Source organism: Streptomyces sp. PCS3-D2, assembly GCF_000612545.2.
Classification (GTDB): domain Bacteria; phylum Actinomycetota; class Actinomycetes; order Streptomycetales; family Streptomycetaceae; genus Streptomyces.
In genome coordinates this window covers 61,922-80,719 of record NZ_CP097800.1, presented here as the reverse complement: position 1 = coordinate 80,719, position 18,798 = coordinate 61,922, and the positions used below count along the sequence as shown (strand labels likewise).

General features: G+C 73.5%; 13 protein-coding genes. 9 read left to right on the top strand and 4 right to left on the bottom strand.

All coding sequences use genetic code 11. The features are described from left to right. Positions 1 to 17 precede the first annotated feature (17 nt). Genes AW27_RS00305 through AW27_RS00285 form a run of 5 tightly spaced genes read left to right on the top strand, consistent with a single transcriptional unit; the run spans position 18 to position 9,844 of the window. Positions 18 to 6,359 carry a type I polyketide synthase gene (locus AW27_RS00305; protein ID WP_037917625.1) on the top strand — a complete coding sequence of 2,114 codons (6,342 nt, stop codon included), beginning with the start codon at positions 18 to 20 and terminating at the stop codon, positions 6,357 to 6,359. A 47-nt stretch (positions 6,360 to 6,406) separates the two neighbouring features. Next, positions 6,407 to 7,276, top strand: coding sequence for a 3-hydroxyacyl-CoA dehydrogenase family protein (locus tag AW27_RS00300; RefSeq protein WP_037917628.1), 870 nt, complete (start codon positions 6,407 to 6,409; stop codon positions 7,274 to 7,276). 24 nt (positions 7,277 to 7,300) lie between these two features. Continuing rightward, complete coding sequence (locus AW27_RS00295) at positions 7,301 to 7,600, top strand: acyl carrier protein (RefSeq protein WP_037917631.1); 300 nt, start codon at positions 7,301 to 7,303, stop codon at positions 7,598 to 7,600. Then, positions 7,593 to 8,708 (top strand): acyl-CoA dehydrogenase family protein, encoded by a 1,116-nt coding sequence (locus tag AW27_RS00290; protein WP_037917636.1) that lies wholly within the window; start codon positions 7,593 to 7,595, stop codon positions 8,706 to 8,708. The genes AW27_RS00295 and AW27_RS00290 overlap by 8 nt, the downstream gene beginning before the upstream one ends. 35 nt (positions 8,709 to 8,743) lie before the next feature. Then, complete coding sequence (locus AW27_RS00285; protein WP_037918626.1) at positions 8,744 to 9,844, top strand: HAD-IIIC family phosphatase; 1,101 nt, start codon at positions 8,744 to 8,746, stop codon at positions 9,842 to 9,844. A gap of 44 nt (positions 9,845 to 9,888) precedes the next feature. Here AW27_RS00285 and AW27_RS00280 read toward each other — a convergent pair whose 3' ends face one another. From AW27_RS00280 to AW27_RS00265, 4 genes are all read right to left on the bottom strand, one after another. After that, positions 9,889 to 10,551 carry an O-methyltransferase gene (locus tag AW27_RS00280; protein ID WP_037917638.1) on the bottom strand — a complete coding sequence of 221 codons (663 nt, stop codon included), beginning with the start codon at positions 10,549 to 10,551 and terminating at the stop codon, positions 9,889 to 9,891. A gap of 169 nt (positions 10,552 to 10,720) precedes the next feature. Then, complete coding sequence (locus tag AW27_RS00275) at positions 10,721 to 12,592, bottom strand: AfsR/SARP family transcriptional regulator (RefSeq protein ID WP_037917640.1); 1,872 nt, start codon at positions 12,590 to 12,592, stop codon at positions 10,721 to 10,723. Between the two features lie 103 nt (positions 12,593 to 12,695). Further along, on the bottom strand, positions 12,696 to 13,391 hold the full coding sequence (locus tag AW27_RS00270) for a 4'-phosphopantetheinyl transferase family protein (protein WP_052030189.1): 696 nt from the start codon (positions 13,389 to 13,391) through the stop codon (positions 12,696 to 12,698). A 13-nt stretch (positions 13,392 to 13,404) separates the two neighbouring features. Next, positions 13,405 to 14,241, bottom strand: a complete 837-nt coding sequence (locus AW27_RS00265; RefSeq protein ID WP_037917643.1) for a metallophosphoesterase family protein — start codon at positions 14,239 to 14,241, stop codon at positions 13,405 to 13,407. 352 nt (positions 14,242 to 14,593) lie between these two features. Between AW27_RS00265 and AW27_RS00260 the strand changes: the two genes are divergently transcribed. From AW27_RS00260 to AW27_RS00245, 4 genes are all read left to right on the top strand, one after another. Continuing rightward, on the top strand, positions 14,594 to 15,355 hold the full coding sequence (locus AW27_RS00260) for a thioesterase II family protein (protein ID WP_037917648.1): 762 nt from the start codon (positions 14,594 to 14,596) through the stop codon (positions 15,353 to 15,355). A 51-nt stretch (positions 15,356 to 15,406) separates the two neighbouring features. Continuing rightward, entirely contained in the window at positions 15,407 to 15,778 is a 372-nt protein-coding gene (locus tag AW27_RS34330; RefSeq protein WP_037918629.1) for a LuxR family transcriptional regulator, read from the top strand. A gap of 256 nt (positions 15,779 to 16,034) precedes the next feature. Continuing rightward, complete coding sequence (locus AW27_RS00250; protein ID WP_037917651.1) at positions 16,035 to 16,997, top strand: ACP S-malonyltransferase; 963 nt, start codon at positions 16,035 to 16,037, stop codon at positions 16,995 to 16,997. Next, positions 16,994 to 18,091 (top strand): arylcarboxylate reductase, encoded by a 1,098-nt coding sequence (locus AW27_RS00245; RefSeq protein ID WP_037917654.1) that lies wholly within the window; start codon positions 16,994 to 16,996, stop codon positions 18,089 to 18,091. The genes AW27_RS00250 and AW27_RS00245 overlap by 4 nt, the downstream gene beginning before the upstream one ends. Positions 18,092 to 18,798 lie beyond the last annotated feature (707 nt).

Sequence of the window (18,798 nt, the reverse complement as noted above, 5' to 3'; positions counted from 1 at the left end):
AGGAGAAGCCGAACGCCATGCCCACCGACACGGACCAGGTGGTCGCCGCCCTGCGCGCCTCGCTGCTGGACAACCAGCGCCTGCGGCAGGAGAACCGGCGGCTCCGCGACGACTCCGCCGAACCCATCGCCATCGTGGCCATGAGCTGCCGCTACCCCGGCGGCGTACGTACCCCGGAAGACCTGTGGGAGCTGCTGCTCAAGGAACGCGACGCGGTCTCGCCGTTCCCCGACGACCGCGGCTGGGACGTCGAGGGAGGCTTCGACGCCGACCCCGACGCCCCCGGCACCTTCTACGTCCGCGAGGGCGGCTTCCTCCACGACGCGACCGCCTTCGACCCCGGCTTCTTCGGCATCTCCCCGCGCGAGGCCCTGGCCATGGACCCGCAGCAGCGGCTGCTCCTCGAAGCCTCCTGGGAAGCCGTGGAACGCGCCGGCATCGACCCGCTGACCCTGCGCGGCAGCCGCACCGGCGTCTACACCGGAGTCATCAACAGCGACTACGCGTCCCGGCTCGGCCGGGTGCCCGACGAACTCGAAGGCTTCCTCGGCACCGGCACCATCCCCAGCGTGGCCTCCGGCCGGATCGCCTACGCCCTGGGCCTGGAAGGCCCGGCGATCACCCTCGACACCGCCTGCTCATCGTCCCTGGTCGCCGTCCACCTCGCCTGCCAGGGGCTGCGCTCCGGCGACACCACCCTCGCCCTGGCCGGCGGCGTGACCGTGATGTCCACCCCAGGCCTGTACGTCGGATTCAGCCGCCAGCGCGGCCTGGCACCCGACGGGCGCAGCAAGTCCTTCTCGGCCACGGCGGACGGCGCCGGCTTCGGCGAGGGCCTGGGCCTGCTCCTGCTGGAACGGCTCTCGGACGCCCGGCGCGCCGGGCACCCCGTACTGGCAGTCATCCGCGGCTCGGCCGTCAATCAGGACGGCGCGAGCAACGGGCTGACCGCACCGAACGGTCCCGCGCAACAGCGCGTCATCAGCGGGGCGCTCGCCCATGCCGGACTCGCCCCGGACGAGGTGGACATGGTGGAGGCGCACGGCACCGGCACCACCCTCGGCGACCCCATCGAGGCGCAGGCTCTGCTGGCCACCTACGGGCAGGGCCGGCCCGCCGGCCGGCCGCTGTGGCTGGGGTCGCTGAAGTCCAACCTGTCCCACACCCAGGCCGCCGCGGGCGTCGGCGGGGTGATCAAGTCGGTGCTCGCGATGCGGCACGGCACGATGCCGCGCACCCTGCACGTGGACCGCCCCTCGCCCCGCGTTGACTGGACCGAGGGCGCCGTCGCGCTGCTCACCGAGGCCACCCCCTGGCCCGAGACGGGACGGCCGCGCCGGGCGGGCGTGTCCTCCTTCGGCGCCAGCGGGACCAATGCCCACCTCATCCTCGAAGAGGCCCCATCTGCCCCGGCCGGCTCGACAGACGCCACCGGCACGCCGGTTGACGAGCCCGGCGAGCCGGTACCGGCACCCGCCGCCGTCCCCTGGGTCCTCTCGGCGCGTACGCCCGGGGCGCTGCGCGACCAGGCGGCGGCCCTGCACGAGCGGGTGGTGGCGGAGCCGGGGCTGAGCGCGGCGGACATCGGCCACTCGCTGACGGCCGGGCGTTCGCGCTTCGCGGAGCGTGCCGTGGTGGTGGGGGCGGACCGGGGCGAGTTGCTGGCCGGGATCGCCGCGCTGTCGCGGGGTGCGGCGTCGGCCGATGTGACGACCGGCAGCGGACCGGTCCCGGGCCGCACGGTGTTGGTGTTTCCGGGTCAGGGTTCGCAGTGGGTGGGGATGGCTGCGGAGTTGTTGGCTGGGTCGGTGGTGTTTGCGGGGCGGATGGCGGAGTGTGAGCGGGCTTTGTCGCCGTTTGTGGATTGGTCGTTGGTGGAGGCGTTGGGGTCGGGGGAGTTGCTGGGGCGGGTTGATGTGGTGCAGCCGGTGTTGTGGGCTGTGATGGTGTCGTTGGCGGAGGTGTGGCGGTCGTTCGGTGTTGTTCCGGATGCGGTGGTGGGTCATTCGCAGGGTGAGATCGCGGCTGCGTGTGTGGCGGGTGGTTTGAGCCTGGAGGATGGGGCTCGGGTGGTGGCGTTGCGTTCGCGTGCGGTGGGGGTGTTGGCGGGTCGGGGTGGGATGGCGTCGGTGCCGCTGCCGGTGGACGCGGTGCGGGAACGTCTTGCCGGGTGGACTGGTCGTCTGTCGGTGGCCGCGGTCAACGGACCTTCCTCCACGGTGGTGTCGGGTGACGCGGACGCGGTCGCGGAACTGGTGGCGGAGTTCGTGGAGGAGGGAGTGTGGGCGCGCCTGATCGAGGTCGATTACGCCTCGCACTCTTCGCACGTGGAGGAGATCCACGAGCAGTTGCTCGCCGATCTGGAGGACATCACCCCCCGCTCCGGCGCTGTGCCGTACTACTCCAGCGTGACCGGCGGCCTGCTCGACACGAAGGCCCTGGATGCCGAGTACTGGTACCGCAACCTCCGGCAGACCGTCGAGTTCGAGCGGGCGACCCGCGCGCTCCTCGCGGCCGGACACCGCGTCTTCATCGAGTCCAGCCCCCAGCCCGCCCTGATGTACGGGATCGAGGACACGGCCGCCGACGCCGGCGCCCCCGAGACGGTGGTGCTCGGCACGCTGCGGCGCGGGGCCGGAGGGCCCCGCCGGCTGCAGCTCGCCCTCGCCGAGGCCCACGTCCGGGGCCTGCGGGTCGACTGGCAGGCCCTGTTCGAGGGCACCGGCGCCCGACGGGTCGACCTGCCCACCTACGCCTTCCAACGCAGCCGCTACTGGCTCGACTCCCTGCCCGCCGACCGCGACCCGGCGGCCACCGGACAGGCCGCGGCGGACCACCCGCTGCTCGGCGCCGCCGTCGAACTGCCCGAGGAAGCGGGCACCCTCTTCACCGGCCGGCTCTCCCTGGCCGTCCACCCCTGGCTCGCCGACCACGCCGTCGCCGGATCCGTGATCGTGCCCGGTGCAGCCCTCGTGGAACTGGCCGCGCACGCGGGCCGCAGCCTCGGCTGCGCCCTCGTGGAGGAACTGACCCTGGCCGCACCGCTGGTGCTGCCCGGCGACGCCGCCGACGACCACGCCGTCCAGCTGCGCGTACGGGTCGGTGCCGACGACGGCACCGGCCGGCGTCCGGTGGAGTTCCACTCCCGGCCCGAGACCGCCGCCGACCAGCCCTGGACCCGGCACGCGACCGGCACCCTCGGTCCCTGGGACCCCTCGGGCGACCAAGCCGACCAAGCCGACACGCCGGGCGCGTGGCCCCCGCCCGGCGCGGTCCCCCTGGACGTGGAGGCACTGTACGAGCTGCTCGAAGTCCGGGGCGTCGCCTACGGCCCGGCGTTCCGTGGCCTGAACGCCGCCTGGCGCGCCGCCGACGGCATCCACGCCGAAGTGGCCCTGCCCGAAGAGCTCCCCGGCACCGGACCCGCCGGCTTCGGCGTGCACCCGGCCCTCCTGGACGCGGCCCTCCAGACGACCGGCCTGCGCGAAGGCGCCGCGACCGTCGAGAACGCCGACGGCGTCCCGCTGCCCTTCTCCTGGCAGCGCGTCGCGATCGACACCTCCGACGCGCCCGTCCTGCGCGTCCACCTGCGCTCCGACGGCCCCGACGCTGTCACCGCGCGGATCACCGACCCCTCCGGGCGCACCGTGGCGACGGTCGGTTCGCTCACCCTGCGCACGGCGTCCGCCGCCGCGCTGCGCGCGTCCTCGGGTTCCGTCTTCCACGTCGGCTGGACGCCGGTCACCGCCGCGAGCGGCCCGCGCCCGGTCACCCGCTGGGGCCTCCTCGGCCCGCGGGACGAGCGGCTGCTGCCGGACGGCTTCCCCGTCGAGCCCCCGCCCGTGACCCCCGACGCGCTGCTGCTGATCTGCCCCCCATCCGCCGGCAGCGGGACCCCGGACAGCCCCGGCGCGGACGCCCCGGGCCCGGACCCCACGGCGGTCCACGCGGTGGCGTCCCAGGTCCTCGACCGTCTCCAGGCCCACCTGGCCGACGACACCACCGCCCGTACGCCCTTGGTGGTGCTCACCCGGGGCGCGACCGGCCCGCTCGGCACGCGGCCGCAGTCCGCGGACCTCGGCGCGGCGGCCGTCTGGGGCCTGCTCAGGGCCGCCCAGCTCGAACACCCCGACCGGTTCGTGCTGCTGGACACCGAAGGGCCGGATGCGGCCGGTCTCGCCGACGCGCTGTCCGGCCTCCTCGCCGCGGGCGAACCGCAGGCGGCCCTGCGCGATGGTGTCCTGTACGCGCCCCGGCTGATCCGGCCGTCCGCCCTCGCGGCCATCGCCCCCGTGGCCTCGGCCCCCGAAGCCCCGTCCGGATCCCGGGCGTTCGGCTCGTCCGAGGGGACGGTGCTGCTGAGCGGCGGCGGCGCCCTCGCGGCCGTCCTGGCGCGCCACCTCGTCGCCGCTCACGGGGTGCGCCACCTCCGGGTGCTGAGCCGCCGCGGCGCCGACGCCCCCGGCATACCGGAGCTGACGGCGGAACTGGCCGCGGCCGGCGCCGAACTGACCGCCACCCGGTGCGACGTGTCCGACCGCGAGGAACTGGCCGCCGCCCTGGCGGACATCCCCGCACGCCATCCCCTCTGCGCCGTCGTCCACACCGCCGGAGTGCTCGACGACGGCCTGCTGGAGGGGCTGACGGGGGAGCGGATGGCCGCGGTACTGCGCCCCAAGCTCGACGCGGCCCGGCACCTCGACCGGCTGACGCGCGGCGCGGACCTCTCGGCGTTCGTCGTGTTCTCCTCCGCCGCGGGTGTACTGGGCAGCCCGGGCCAGGCGTCCTACTCGGCCGCGAACGCCGCGCTCGACGCCCTCGCCGCGGAACGCCGACGGCTCGGGCTGCCCGGCCTGTCCCTGGCCTGGGGGCCCTGGGAGCGGCAGAGCGGGATGACGGCGGAACTCGACGGCGCCGAACGGCGCCGCATCGACCGGCGTGGCGCCCGCGGCCTCTCCGACGAGGAGGCCATGGCCCTGCTGGACGCCGTGTGCGCCGCGGACGCCTCCGACCCGGGAGACGGCAGCCCCGTGGTCCTGGCCCACCTCGACCTCACCGTGCGCGGCGACGGCCCGGTGCACCCGATGCTCCGCCCGCTGGTCCGGCGCCGTCCGGGCGCGGCGGCCGGAGCGAAGGGGATGCCGGGAACGGCCGCCGCGGCCCTGCGGCACCGGCTCGACACTGCCGCCGACGCGCAGGAGCGGGAGCTGATCCTGAGCGAACTCGTCCTGGCCCAGGCCGCCGAAGTCCTCGGCCACGCCGATGCCGGAGCGCTGTCCGCGACGGTGCCGTTCCTCTCGGTCGGCTTCGACTCGCTGACCGCGGTCGAGCTCCGCAACCGGCTGGCCGCCGTCACCGGCCTGCGGCTGCGCCCCTCGGCGGTCTTCGACAGCGGCACCCCCGCCGAGCTCGCCGCCCGCCTCGCCACCGCCGCCACCGAGGGCACCGCCAGCCCCGGACCCGCAGCTCCTGACACCGACCACACCGAAGACACGGGTCACACCGAAGACGCCGACCCCGCAAGCGTGCTGTTCCGGCAGGCCTGCGCGCTCGGCCGGATCGACGAGGGCATCGCACTGCTCAAGAACGCCTCCGCGCTGCGCCCCGCGTTCCACAGCGGCGACGACCTCGCGGCAGCCGGCACGGGCCCGCGGATCCTGCGGCTCAACGAGCGCGCCGACGCCCCCGTGATCGTCTGCTTCGGCTCGATCGTCGCCCTCGGCGGCGCACACCAGTACGCCCGCTTCGCCGCCCGCTTCCGGGACCGGTACGCCGTCACCGCCCTGGACGCCCCCGGGTTCACCCCTGAGGAGGAGCTGCCCGCCGACATGTCCGCCCTCGTGGAGTTCCAGGCGGCGACGCTCCTGCGCGAACTGCCCGGACGGACGCTGGTCCTGGCCGGCTCCTCCTCGGGCGGCACCCTCGCCCACGGGGTCGCCGCCGAACTGGAGCGCCGCGGCGCGGGCCCGGCCGCCGTCGTCCTGCTGGACACCTACCTGTCCGACAACCAGGGCATCACCCAGTTCAACGACGTTCTGCTGGGCGGGATGTTCGCCCGCGAGGACCGCGCGGCCCCGATGGACGGCACCCGGCTCACCGCGATGGGCGGCTACTTCCGGCTGCTCGACGACTGGAAGCCCCCGGCGGTCCGCGCCCCGGTGCTGCTGGTGCGCGCCTCCGCGCCGCTCGGCCGCCCGTCCGCCGAGGCGGGCGACTGGCGCTCGTCCTGGGCCACCGCCGACACCGTCGTCGACGTACCCGGGGACCACTTCTCGATCATGGAGCAGCACGTCGCGACCACCGGCGACGCCGTCGCCGACTGGCTCGGCACCACCCTCCGCACACCCGGTCACCTGTGAAGGCGACGACCCCCGCACGCGAAGAGAAGCAGGAAGAAGGAGCGCCCGTGACCACCGATCCGTACGAAGAGCCGCCGATACCGCACGCCCTCACCGTGCTGGGGGCCGGAGTGATGGGCGTCGGCATCACCGTCCTCGCCCTCGGGCACGGCTTGCCGGTCCACCTGGTCGACGTGGACCGGGACCGGCTCGACCGGGCCGGGGACCGGATCGACTCCGAACTCCGGTTGGCCGAGCTGATGGGCGCGCTGCCGGCCGGCACTCCCCTCGGCACCCTGGTCACCGACACCTCGCCGAAGGCCGCGGCCACGGCCACCGCCGTCATCGAGGCCGTCACCGAGAGCGCGGCCACCAAGGCCGCCGTACTGTCCGAGGTCTCCGCCCTGGTCCGGCCCGGCACCCTGCTGGTCACCAACACCTCCTCCATCCCCGTCGATGAACTCGCCGGGGCCGTGGAGCGGCCGGAGGAACTGGTCGGCACCCACTTCATGAACCCGCCCTACCTGATCGGGACCGCCGAAGTGGTCCGCGGCGCCCGCACCGGCGATCCCGCGATGGCCGCCGTACGGTCGCTGCTCGGGGCGCTGCGGCGGCGGGCCGTGGTGGTCCGGGACGCGCCGGGATTCGTGACCAGCCGGATCCTGCACCCGATGATCAACGACGCGGCCCGCGTCGTACAGGAGGGCACGGCGACCGCCGAGGACGTAGATGCCCTGATGCAGGGCTGCCTGGGCCACCCCACCGGACCGCTGCGCACCGCGGACCTGATCGGCATCGACAACCTCGTCGACTCCCTCAGGGTGCTGCACGAACGGACCGGCGACGACGGCTGCCGCCCCTGCGAGCTGCTGCTCCGGCTCGTCCGCGAAGGCCGGCTCGGCCGCAAGTCCGGACGCGGCTTCTACGACTACACCTGACCCCACCGCACCGAGGAGACAGCCATGACCACGGACAACACGCCCGACACCCACGACACCCCCAACATCAACGACCTGGAGAAGGAGCTCCTGGGCTTCCTCGAAGGACACACCGGAACCCCCTGGGACGCCGACACCGACCTGTTCGGAGCCGGCGGCCTGTCCTCCCTGTTCGCCATGCAGGTGGTCGTGCACTTGGAGAAGACGTACGCGATAGCCGTCCGCGGTGCGGACCTGCGGCTCGACAACTTCCGCACCGTACGGCGGATGGCGGAGCTGGTGGACCGGCTGCGCGTGCCCGCCACCGGAGGCCTGCATGGGTGAGGACCTGAACGCCGCCCGCACCTCCGTCACCCTGCGGGTCGGCGACCGGGCGGGGGAGTGGGACCGCACCGGCCTGATCCCCCTCGACCTGCTGCGCGAACTGGGCGCCGAGGGCCGGCTGTGCGCCGAAGTCCCCGAGCAGTACGGCGGCTGGGGGCTGAGCAGCCTGCGCAGCGGCGCCTACACCGCCCACGTGGGCGCGCTGTGCAGCTCCCTGCGCAGTGTGATGACCTCCCAGGGCATGGCCGCGTGGACCATCCAGCGCCTGGGTACCGCCGAGCAGGCCGCCGCCCACCTCCCCCGGCTCACCGGGGGCGGGCTGGCGGCGGTCGGCTTCAGCGAGCCCGCTGCCGGCAGCGACCTTGCGGCGATGCGGACGACCGTGCGCCGCGACGGCGACTCGGTCGTTCTGGACGGCCACAAGAAGTGGGTGACCGCCGCCCACTACGCCGACCTGTTGGTCATCGTCGGCCGCTACGAGGACGGCGCGGCGGCCGTCGTCGTGCCCGCCGACGCACCCGGCGTCCGGATCGAGCGGATCGCCGACCCGCTCGGCTGCCGCGCGGCCGGACACGCCGACGTCCACCTCGACGGGGTGCGGCTGCCGGCCGACAGCGTCCTGGGTGGATACGGCCTGCCGCCCGCCCTGCTGGTGACGACCGCACTGGCCTACGGGCGGATGTCCGTCGCCTGGGGCTGCGTGGGCATCCTGCGTGCCTGTCTGGCCGCGGCAGCCGCACACGCCGCCGGACGCGAGCAGTTCGGGAAACCGCTCGGCGAGCACCAGCTCGTCGCCGGGCACCTCGCCGACCTCTACACGGCCGCGCAGACGGCCACCCTGGCCTGCGAGCACGCCAGCCGCTGCTGGGACGAGGGGTCGCCCGACCAGGTGGTCGCGACCGTACTCGCCAAACACGTCAGCGCGACCCAGGCCGCCCGGGGCGCGGCGACGGCCGTCCAGGTACTGGCCTCGGCCGGGTCCCGGGACGGGCACGCGGTGGCCCGGGCGTACCGGGACGCCAAGCTGATGGAGATCATCGAGGGCAGCAACGAGATGTGCCGGCTGATGCTGGCCCAGCACGCCCTCTCCGCCGCGGTGACCCCGTGACCGGGCCCGCGGACGACGAGCCGAGGAAGGCCGACATGGCAGCGACGGTCAAGTGCCTGGTCTGGGACCTGGACGACACCCTCTGGCAGGGAACCCTGCTGGAGGACGGCGAGGTGCACCTGCCGGAGGAAGTGCGCAAGGTGGTGATCGAACTCGACTCCCGCGGCATCCTCCAGTCCGTCGCGAGCCGTAACGACCACGAGCACGCCTGGGCCAGGCTGGAAGCCTTCGGCCTGGCCGAGTACTTCGTCCTGCCGGAGATCGGCTGGGGCGCCAAGTCCGATTCGGTGCGCCGGATCGCCGACCGGCTGAACTTCGCGCACACCACCATCGCGTTCGTCGACGACCGGCCCGCCGAACGCGCCGAGGTCGCCTTTCACCTGCCCGACGTACGGTGCTACCCGGCCGAACAGGTCCTCGCCCTGCCCGACCTGGCCGAGTTCACCCCCGCGACCAGCACCGTCGACTCCCGGCGGCGCCGCCAGATGTACCAGGCGGGCTTCCGCCGCGAGGCCGAGCGGGCGGCCGCCCCCGGACCCGACGAAGAGTTCCTGCGCTCCCTGGACCTGCGGATGCGCATCGGCCGGGGCACCGGCGAAGAGCTGTCCCGGGTCGAGGAACTCACCCTGCGCACCAGCCAGATGAACGCGACCGGGGTGCACTATCCGGACGCGGTGCTGCGCGGTCTGATCAGCGACCCCCGGCACGAGGTCCTGGTGGTCACCCTCACCGACCGGTTCGGGCCGCACGGCGCGGTTGGCGTGCTGCTGCTGGAGCGGCACCCGGGACTGTGGCACCTCAAACTGCTCGCGACCTCCTGCCGGGTCGTCGCCTACGGCGCCGGCGCGACCCTGCTGAACTGGCTGGCCGATGCCGCCGCCCGGTCCGGCGTCCACCTGGTGGCGGACTTCCGGGCCACCGAACGCAACCGGATGATGGAGATCGCCTACCGCTTTGCCGGCTTCGAGGGCATCGAGGAGAACCCGTGCCCGTGCGCCGCCGGCCTGGAGGCGCTGGCGGACCAACCGGGTCTCCAGCGCCTGCACCTGGCCCCCGGCCCCCGCACGGTGTCCACCGTCATGAGCGTGGACGCACCCGACCTCACCGAGCCGGAAGGAGGCCCGGGAGCGCGGTGACCGCCCCGGCGGCCACCGCGCTCCCGGGCCCCGGCCCGCCGCCCTCAGCGCTTGCGGGCGAGCGTGATCCCGTCCGCCATCACCAGCATCGACAGCTCCACCCGCGGATCCCGGCACAGCAGCCGGTTCAGCGCCCTGACCCCCTCGGTGTCGGGATCCACAGCGGCCGGGTCGGTGACCCTGCCGAAGAAGAGGGTGTTGTCGACCACGATCAGACCGCCGGTGCGGACCAGCGCGAGCGAGGACTCGTAGTAGCGGACGTAGTTGGCCTTGTCCGCGTCGATGAACACCAGGTCGAAGCTCTCCGGCCCGCGCTCCGTCAGCAGGGCGTCCAGGGTCCCGGCCGCGTCGCCGATCCGCAGGTCGATCCGCCCGTCGACCCCGTCCCGCTTCCAATAGTCGGCGCCGACGGACGGCCACCGCTCCTCGATGTCGCAGGACACCAGCACCCCGTCGGCCGGGAGCGCGCGGGCCATGCACAGGGTGCTGTAGCCGGTGAAGGTCCCGATCTCCAGCACTGCCCGCGCCCCCGTCAGCCCGACCAGCAGGGCGAGCAGCTGGCCCTCCTCCGCCATCACCTGCATCGCGGTCCCGCCCGGCAGGTCCGCGGTGGTCTCCCGCAGCTCCCTGAGCAGATCGTCGTCGCGGAGGGAGACGTCCCGGACGTAGGCGAGCAGGTCGGGGGTGGCAGCCGTCTGGTGGGCCATGGCGCAGGGGTTCCTCTCGAACGGGAGCGGCCGACGGGACGTCCGTGGCCGCGACGGTGCGTGCGGGTGCTGGGTACGGGGTGCTGCGTACGGGTCGGTGCCGGCAGGGCGGTGGGTACGGGGTGCAGCGCGCGGGGTGCTGCGCACGGGTCGGTGCGTGCCCGGAAGGTCACCCGGCGCGCATGAACGGGCGGTCGTGCACCGCCTGCGCGTGCTCGCCGGCGTACGCCCTCAGCAGCGGGTCAAGCCGGTAGCGGCCCGCGTGCGGGGCGCCCAGCAGATTTGCCTCGACCAGCGCGTCGAGGGCCTCCTCGGCCTGCGCCTCGGAGCAGCCGAACAGCACCGCGACCCGGGTGCCGGACACGGAGCAGTCCCCGGCGGCCCCCAGCGCGATGAACACCTCGGCCGGATCGACACCGGCCGACGCCGGCCGCCGGAGCCCGGCGTGGTCGGCGTCGAGACAGGGGCGGACCCCGAGGTCGCCCGCGCACAGCTCGTCCAGCAGCCGCGGCGCCTCCGTCAGCCGCCGCGCGAAGTGCCCGATGCTCCAGTGCGGGCGCTCCAGCAGCCTGGTCCCCGCGATCCGGATGGCCAGCGGCAGACCCGCGCACACCGCCAGCACCGTACGGGCCGCCCGCGGTTCGGCGCCGACCCTGGCCGGTCCGACGATGCTCCCCAGCAGCTCCAGCGACCCGGCCTCGTCCAGCGGGGGGAGGACGAGGGTGTGCGCGCCCTCCAGGTCGGCCAGCCGCCGTCGGCTGGTCACCAGCAGCCTGCTCCCCCCGCTGCCCGGTATCAGCGGCCGTATCTGCGCGGTCGAGGACGCGTTGTCGAGGACGACCAACAGTCGGCGGCCCGAGGTCAGCGAGCGGTACAGGCTCTCTCGTTCGGAGGCATCCTCGGGTATCTCGTCCCGGGGGACTCCGAGGTCCGCGAGGAACCGGGGCAGCACCGCGTGCGCGGTCAGCGGCGGGGTGCCCGCGCCGAGGTCGGCGTACAGCTGGCCGTCCACCGAGGATTCGCGCACGGCATGGGCGGTGTGCAGGGCCAGTGCGCTCTTGCCGACGCCGCCGCGGCCGGTCACCACCGCGGTCGCCACCGTGCCCGCGGGCTGCGCGCGGGTGGTGAGGAAGTGCTCCAGCCGGGCCATCGCGCCCGTGTGCGCCGACAGCAGCGGCGGCACCGAGGGCAGCTGCGCCGGCCGGGGCCGGCCCGCCCGCTCCCAGGCGGTGTCCGAGCCCGGTGCTGCGGCCGGCTCCGGCGCCGCCGCGGACGGCTCCGCGGGGCCCGGCGTACGGGGGCGGTCGTGGACGGAGAGGATGTGCCGCTGGATCTCGCGTAGATCGGCGCCCGGCTCGGCGCCGAGCTGTTCGACGAGCAGTACCCGGGTGCGCCGGTAGAGGTCCAGGGCCTCCGACTGCCGTCCTGAACGGAACAGCGCCAGCATCAGCTTGCCTACCAGGGCCTCGCGCAAGGGGTGTTTGCGGACGATCCGCACCAGTTCGGGCATCAGCTCGGCGTGCCGCAGCAGCGCCAGCTCCGCGTCGAAGCGCAGCTCCATGGTCTGTAAGCGCAGCTCTTGCAGGTAGCGCCCCTCGACGTCGCGCAGCGTCCGGGAGGGGATGTCGGCCAGCGGCTCCTCGCGCCACAGGGCGAGCGCCGCGGCCAGTTCGGCGGAAGCCCCTTCCAGGTCCCCGCGCTCGGACAACTCGGCCGCGCGCCGGCGGTGGGCCGTGAACTGGCCCAGATCGCTCTCGTGCTCGCCGAGTTCGAGGAGGTAGCCGGGCGCCCGAGTGAGGATCCGGGCGGAGGCGTGCTCGCCGAGCGACTGGCGCAGCCGCATCACGTAGGTGCGGACGGTCGCGGCGGCGCTCGGCGGCGGAGCACCGTCCCAGACGTACTCGGCGATCCGGTCCACCGAGATCACCCGGTTGGCGTTGAGGAGGAGCGCTGCCATGACCACGCGCTGCCTCGGCGCCGACACGTGCACCTCACGTGCGTTCAGCCGGACGGAAAGCGGGCCCAGCAACAGGAAGTTCAAGGGGGGATTCCTCTGTGTCGTACGACCGGTGGGAAAGACTGCCTTCAGCGTCTTGTGTGACCAGGTGCGGGTCAACGCGGCCCCGTCATGTCTAGACACATCCCTAGAGCCTCATGTGTTGCCATCGGGCCGGGTTGACGCTGTGGGGAACCATCACCGCGGTCAGCACCAGACCGCCCACCACGGCCCAGCGCCCGGTGAAACCGCTGATCGACGGGCCGTCCGCGACCCGGTGGGCGGGCACGGTCAACGCGGCGGAGAACACGCCCCGTACGGGGTCCAGCCGCACGAACGCGTCGAGGAAGTCCAGCGGCCGCCCCGTCAGCGGGAACCATGCCTTGTACACGGACTCCTTGGCGCTGAAGAGCACCCGGTCCCAGCACACCCCCGGCGCCGCCCGCCGGCAGTTCGCCAGCGCGGCCCGCTCCCCGGCGACGGTCACGGCGTCGAGCACCCCGTCCGGCAGCGGACCGTCCGGCTCCGCATCCATCCCGAGGGCCAGCAGGTCGCTGCGGCGGGCCACCGCGGCCGCCCGGTACCCGTCGCAGTGGCTGATCGCCCCGACCACCCCGTCGGGCCACAGCGGCTCCCCGCGCGGACCGGCCAGCAGCGGCGTCCGGGGCAGCCCCAGTCGGGCCAGCGCCTGCCGGGCGCACCGCCGGCCCGTGGTGAACTCCCGCCGGCGCTGCTCCACCACGTGTGCCACCAGCAGTTCCTCCTCCGGGAACAGCTCCGACCCCGGAGGGTCCCCCAGCGATTCCGCCACCTCGACCGACGCCGACAACAGGTCCTCGATCATCGGCGGCCACCCGTCACGGCCGCTCCCCGGCGGGGAAGACCTCGCGCAGCAGCGGGTCCGGCTTGCCCCAGTGCTGCCACTCGCGCGGGTAGCCGAGGGACACCTCCTGGTGCCGGACCCCATCCGCGTGGATGGTCCGCGGAATGTGCAGGTGCCCGTAGACCACGGCCGACGCCCGGTAGCGCACCGGCCAGTCCGCGCTCGCCGTGGTCCCGCACCACAGCGCGAACTCCTGGTGCCGCAGCACCTCCGTGGGCTTCCTGATCAGCGGGAAGTGGTTCACCAGCAGCGTCGGCAGCGCGGGGTCGCAGGCGGCCAGGCGCGCCTCGGTGGCGGCGACCCGCTCCCGGCACCAGGCGGCCCGCGTCGGGTACGGGTCCGGGTGCAGCAGGAACTCGTCGCTGCACACCACCCCGGCCGTCTCGGCCAATGCCAGCGCGGCCCCCGCGTCCGCCACCCCGGGCGGCAGGAAGCTGTAGTCGTACAGCAGGAACAGCGGCGCGATCGTCACCGGCCCACCCGGCCCGGTCCACACCGGGTACGGGTCCTCGGGCGTACGGATGCCCAGGCTCCGGCACAGGTCCACCAGATACCGGTACCGGTAATCGCCGCGCAGCCGCACCGGGTCCGACGGATGGGTCCACAGTTCGTGGTTGCCCGGCACCCACACCACCGTCGAGAACCGGTCGGCCAGCAGCCGCAGCACCCACTCCACGTCCGCGGCCAGCTCGCCCACGTCCCCGGCCAGCAGCAGCCAGTCCTCCTCGTCGACGGGGAACATTCCCTCGACGATCGCCCTGTTCTTCGGATGGGCCACGTGGAGGTCGCTGACGGCGTACAGCCTTGCCATGAGGTGTTCCTCGCCTCCTCGGCCGGATCCGCGGCGCGCGGCCCGGCCGGACCGTTGCTGCTGAAGTGGGCGCCCAGTAAATCCCACAGGACTGCCGCGCACCGCAACGATCCCGCCATTCACCGCGGAAATAGCCGGAACTGAACGCGACCTGTGAACTGGCCGGTCTGCACGACGCGCCCTTGCTGACTTTACAAGTGGCATGGCAGGGTGGGATATGCGCGGCACGTGACCGGCTGATCACCGCGCCCTCAATAGCGCCTACCGGTCGGTACGGATGACGTTGCGCATGATCACCACACTCCGCCCACCGGCACCGAGCGGATTTCGCCGAAAGGAAAGAACGACCTACATGACTTCCCTCTCTCTGGACAGCGACCTGTGGTGCCGCCGCTTCCATCCCTCGCCGACGGCCACCCGGCGGCTGGTCTGCTTTCCGCACGCCGGCGGCTCGGCGAGTTTCTATTTCCCGGTCTCCGCCGAACTGCGCGACACGGTCGACCTGCTGGCCGTGCAGTACCCCGGACGGCAGGACCGCCGGGGGGAGCGTGCCGCCGAGGACCTGCACCTGATGGCCGACGAGGTGGCCCGGGCACTGGCCCGCTGGGACGACCTCCCCCTCACCCTCTTCGGGCACAGCATGGGCGCGCTCGTCGCCTTCGAGGTGGTCCGGCGCATCGAGCGGGCGGGCGGCCGCGTCGACCACCTCTTCGTCTCCGGCCGCCCTGGCCCTGCCGCCGACGGCCCGGAACCGTCCCACCCGCTCGACGACGACGGCATCATCGCCGAGGTCAAGGCCATGAGCGGCACCGACGCGCGCCTCCTGGAGGACGAGGAGCTGCTGGGCATGGTGCTGCCCGCGCTGCGCGGCGACTACCGGGCGCTGCAGGCCTACCGGGCCGACCACGGCTCCGCCGTCACCTGCCCGGTCACCGCCCTGACGGGGGACCAGGACCCCTGGACGCCGCTGCCCGAAGCCGCCGCCTGGCGCGCCCGTACCACGGCCGCCTTCGACCTCAAGGTCTTCCCCGGCGGCCACTTCTACCTGAGCAGCCGCCCGGACGGCGTGATCGGCACGCTGCGCGAGCACTTCGCCGCCACGCCGCGCGCCTGAGGCCTAGGACAGCAGGAACAGCAGGAACAGCAGGAGCAGGGGGTGCCGAGGATGACGCCGTTGTCCACCGCAAGCGACGCCCGGCCCCGGTCCGGGCCGACGGCGCGGTCCGGGCACGCGCACGACGCCGGACTGCGGGACCGGGGGCCGGCGGCCGGGGGGTCTCCCGACCGCGCGGGCATCGGACGGCTGGCCGCCCTGGACGTCCGCATCCTCGAAGGCATCGCGATCGGCACCTCGACCGCCCGGCTCGCGGCATCGCTTTATCTGAGCCGACAAGGTGTCGAATACCGCATCGGTTTGATGCTCCGTCATTTCCAGGTCGTGAACCGGGCCGCTCTGGTCTCCCGGGCGCACTCCCTCGGCGTCCTGAGCGTCGGCACCTGGCCACCCCGCGTCCTCCCGGAATTTCTTGAGGCGTAGGGAAGCGCGTACGGACGGACCGCCCCCGGGTCAACCTCCTAAATGCTCTTCCGAAGGTCCGGAAGCGCCCTCCGGCGGTATGCGTCCGACGTATTTTCCCAGACCGGAATAGCGTATCGATATCGCGCCACGAGACGGCCGTCCGATCTTCCTGTCGAAGGTCGGATTCTGCGGCAGGCTGCTGGCAGCGGAAGCCCGACTGCACTACGGTGGGGCGGCATTGTTCCCTCCTTTCACACAATTCACGGGAGCTGTCATGAGTTTGGGGTACCTGTTCGGCGGCGGCGTCGGGACCGAACCGCACGGCCTGGAGCTCTACCGGACCTACCCGGTCGTGCAAAGCTGGTACGAGCAGGTCTCTGCCTGGACGGGGCTCACGGTCGGACAGATCCTGAAGGAGGACCTGCCGACCCCCCAGGAGGAGCGCCAGAGCGTCGGCACCGTCCGCGAGGCCGCCCTCGCGATCGGCGTCCATGACGTCCTCGCGTCGTTCGGCCTGCGCCCCGCGGCCATCGGCGGCCTCAGCCTCGGCGCGATGACCGCCAGTTGCCTCGCCGGATCGCTGGGACGGCGCGAGCTCTTCGAGATGCTGGCGGGCTCACGCGACACCCCCGAACCGCCCGCCGACGCCCCGCAGCAGGGCATAGCCATCGCCTTCGGCTCCCTCGCCGAAGGCGCCCCCGCCCACCCCGGCGAGAACGTCCCCGGCGTCTACCTGGCGGGCGACTTCGGCCCCACCGTCGACGGCACCCAGCGCATCATGATGCTCGCCGGCCGGGCCGACGCCCTCGGCGCCCTCGCCGCCGAGGTCCCCCCGGGCACGGTCGTCCCGCTCCCGGGGCGTACCATCGCCGTCCACACCCCGCTGCGCCGCCCCTACCGCGAGTTCATGGCCCCGCGCATCGATGCGATTCCCTTCACGGACCCCGAAATCCCCCTGCTGTCCTGCCTGGAACCCAAGGTCCTGCGCTCCGCGGACGACGTCCGGGACCTCTTCCAGCGCAACTCCACGGATCCGATCAGCCTGGTCGACGTCTACGACGGCATGAAGGAGCACGGTGTACAGCTCGGCCTCGTGATGGGCCCGTCGATCCCCGAAGGCATCCTCGCGTTCCCCTTCCCGGTGGTGCACATCGAGCGGCCGGAGCACATCGAGCAGGCCCTGACCACCGCCTACGACCTCGGCATCGACCTCACCGGCGCCACGGCGCTGTCATGACCGCCGCCACCCGCGCCGACCCCGGCACCCCCGTCGACCCGGACGCCTACGTCGCGCGCCGGCTGGACACCGACCTCGACGCGTGGACCCGTACCGTGGTCCGGCGGCACTTCGACCCGGTGGCCGGCAGCCCCTACTGGCTGGGCCGCGCCGCCAAGCTGGACTTCGACCCGCGCGACATCACCCGCTACGACGAGCTCACGGCCTTCGGCCCGTTCCCGCTCGACCGCCTCCGCGAGGAGGACCCGGCGGACCTCGTCCCGCTGGCCGTGCCCCGGCCGCTCGCCGGGCGGGTCTGGGACAGCGGCGGCACCACCGGCACCCCCTGCCGGGTGTTCTACACCTCGGACATGCTGCTGCACCGGGCGATCTGGCGCCGCTGGTCCTTCGTACGGGAGGGCTTCGCGCCGGGCCGCGCCTGGCTCCAGGCCACCCCCACCGGACCGCACCTGATCGGCAACGGCGTCCGGGAGGTCTCGGAACTCCACGCCGGCCAGGTGTACGCCGTGGACATGGACCCGCGGTGGGTCAAGCGCCTCATCCGGGCCGGACGGCTGGCCGAGGTCGGCGACTACACCACCCACCTGCTGGAGCAGATCACCGACGTGCTCCGGCAGGGCCGGGTCCACTACCTCAACACCACCCCCGCCCTCTTCCAGGCCCTCCGCCAGCGCCGGCCGGAACTGGTCGCCGCCCTCGACGGCGTACGCCTGAGCGGCACCCAGATCAGCGGCGACATGTACCGGACCTTCACCGCCGCCCTGGAGGGCGGGATCTGCGGACTGACGTACGGCAACACCTTCGGCAACGCGGCCTGCCTGGACGTCGAGCGGGACGGCGAACTCATCAGCTACGTCCCGAACTACCCGGAGGTCACCATGGCGGTGGTGGACAAGGACGACCCCGCCGCCCCGGTCGCGCCCGGCTCGGTCGGCCAGGTCCGGCTGACCGTCCTCCACGAGGACCTCTTCCTCCCCAACATCCTGGAACGCGACCAGGCGCTCCGCCATCGCAGCGGACACTGGCCCTCCGACGGCGTCGCCAACGTCCGCCCCCTCCAGACCACCAGTTCGGCCCCCGAAGGCCTGTACTGACCTCCTCCCCGTCGCTGTTCCCGTCCCCGGGGCGCCTTCGTCAGGGCGGGATGCGCCGTGTGTGTCCGCCCCCTACGCACCATCGTCGGAGCCCTGCATGAGCCGGCGCCGTCCCCCGCGCGCAACCGGCCCCGAGGGTGCGGACGACTCGATAAGGCGGGTACGGGCCCGACTCCAGCCGGGCCGGCTCCGTAGCCCTGGGGGGTTCGGAGCCGGTGTTCGGGCCGAGGAACCAGGCGATTCGGGCCCGCCTCCCCGCGGAACGGCCGGGCAACCGTGCCGACTGCTGCCTACGGCGGCACCACCGCCACCCGGGAGGCGCTGTCATCCGGTAGTCGGCTCCGGCGGATCAACCTCGCTTAAACCCCGGCCACCATCGACCGCGGTCTGAGCCGTCTCCGTCGCTACGCGACCCATCGGTTCCAACAGGACCTGGAATCCCCGGCGAAGTGTCCCACGAACGGCTGGACACAGACCGATGCCCCTCACGGGCCAGGTGCCCCTGGTCACCCCGGCCCCCCGCGCACGGGTCGGCTGGCGACAACGCACAAGCGAGGGATCAGGCGAGAGCTGTTGCTGACCGCGTGCTGCCGCTGCGGCGGAACGTCGGCGTTTCGGCCAATCCACCCCGACCGACAGTTCTTGCGCGGCAAGGGTCGGTGCACTGCGCACCTTCGGGAAACCGCTGAATCACAGGGTGCGCAACG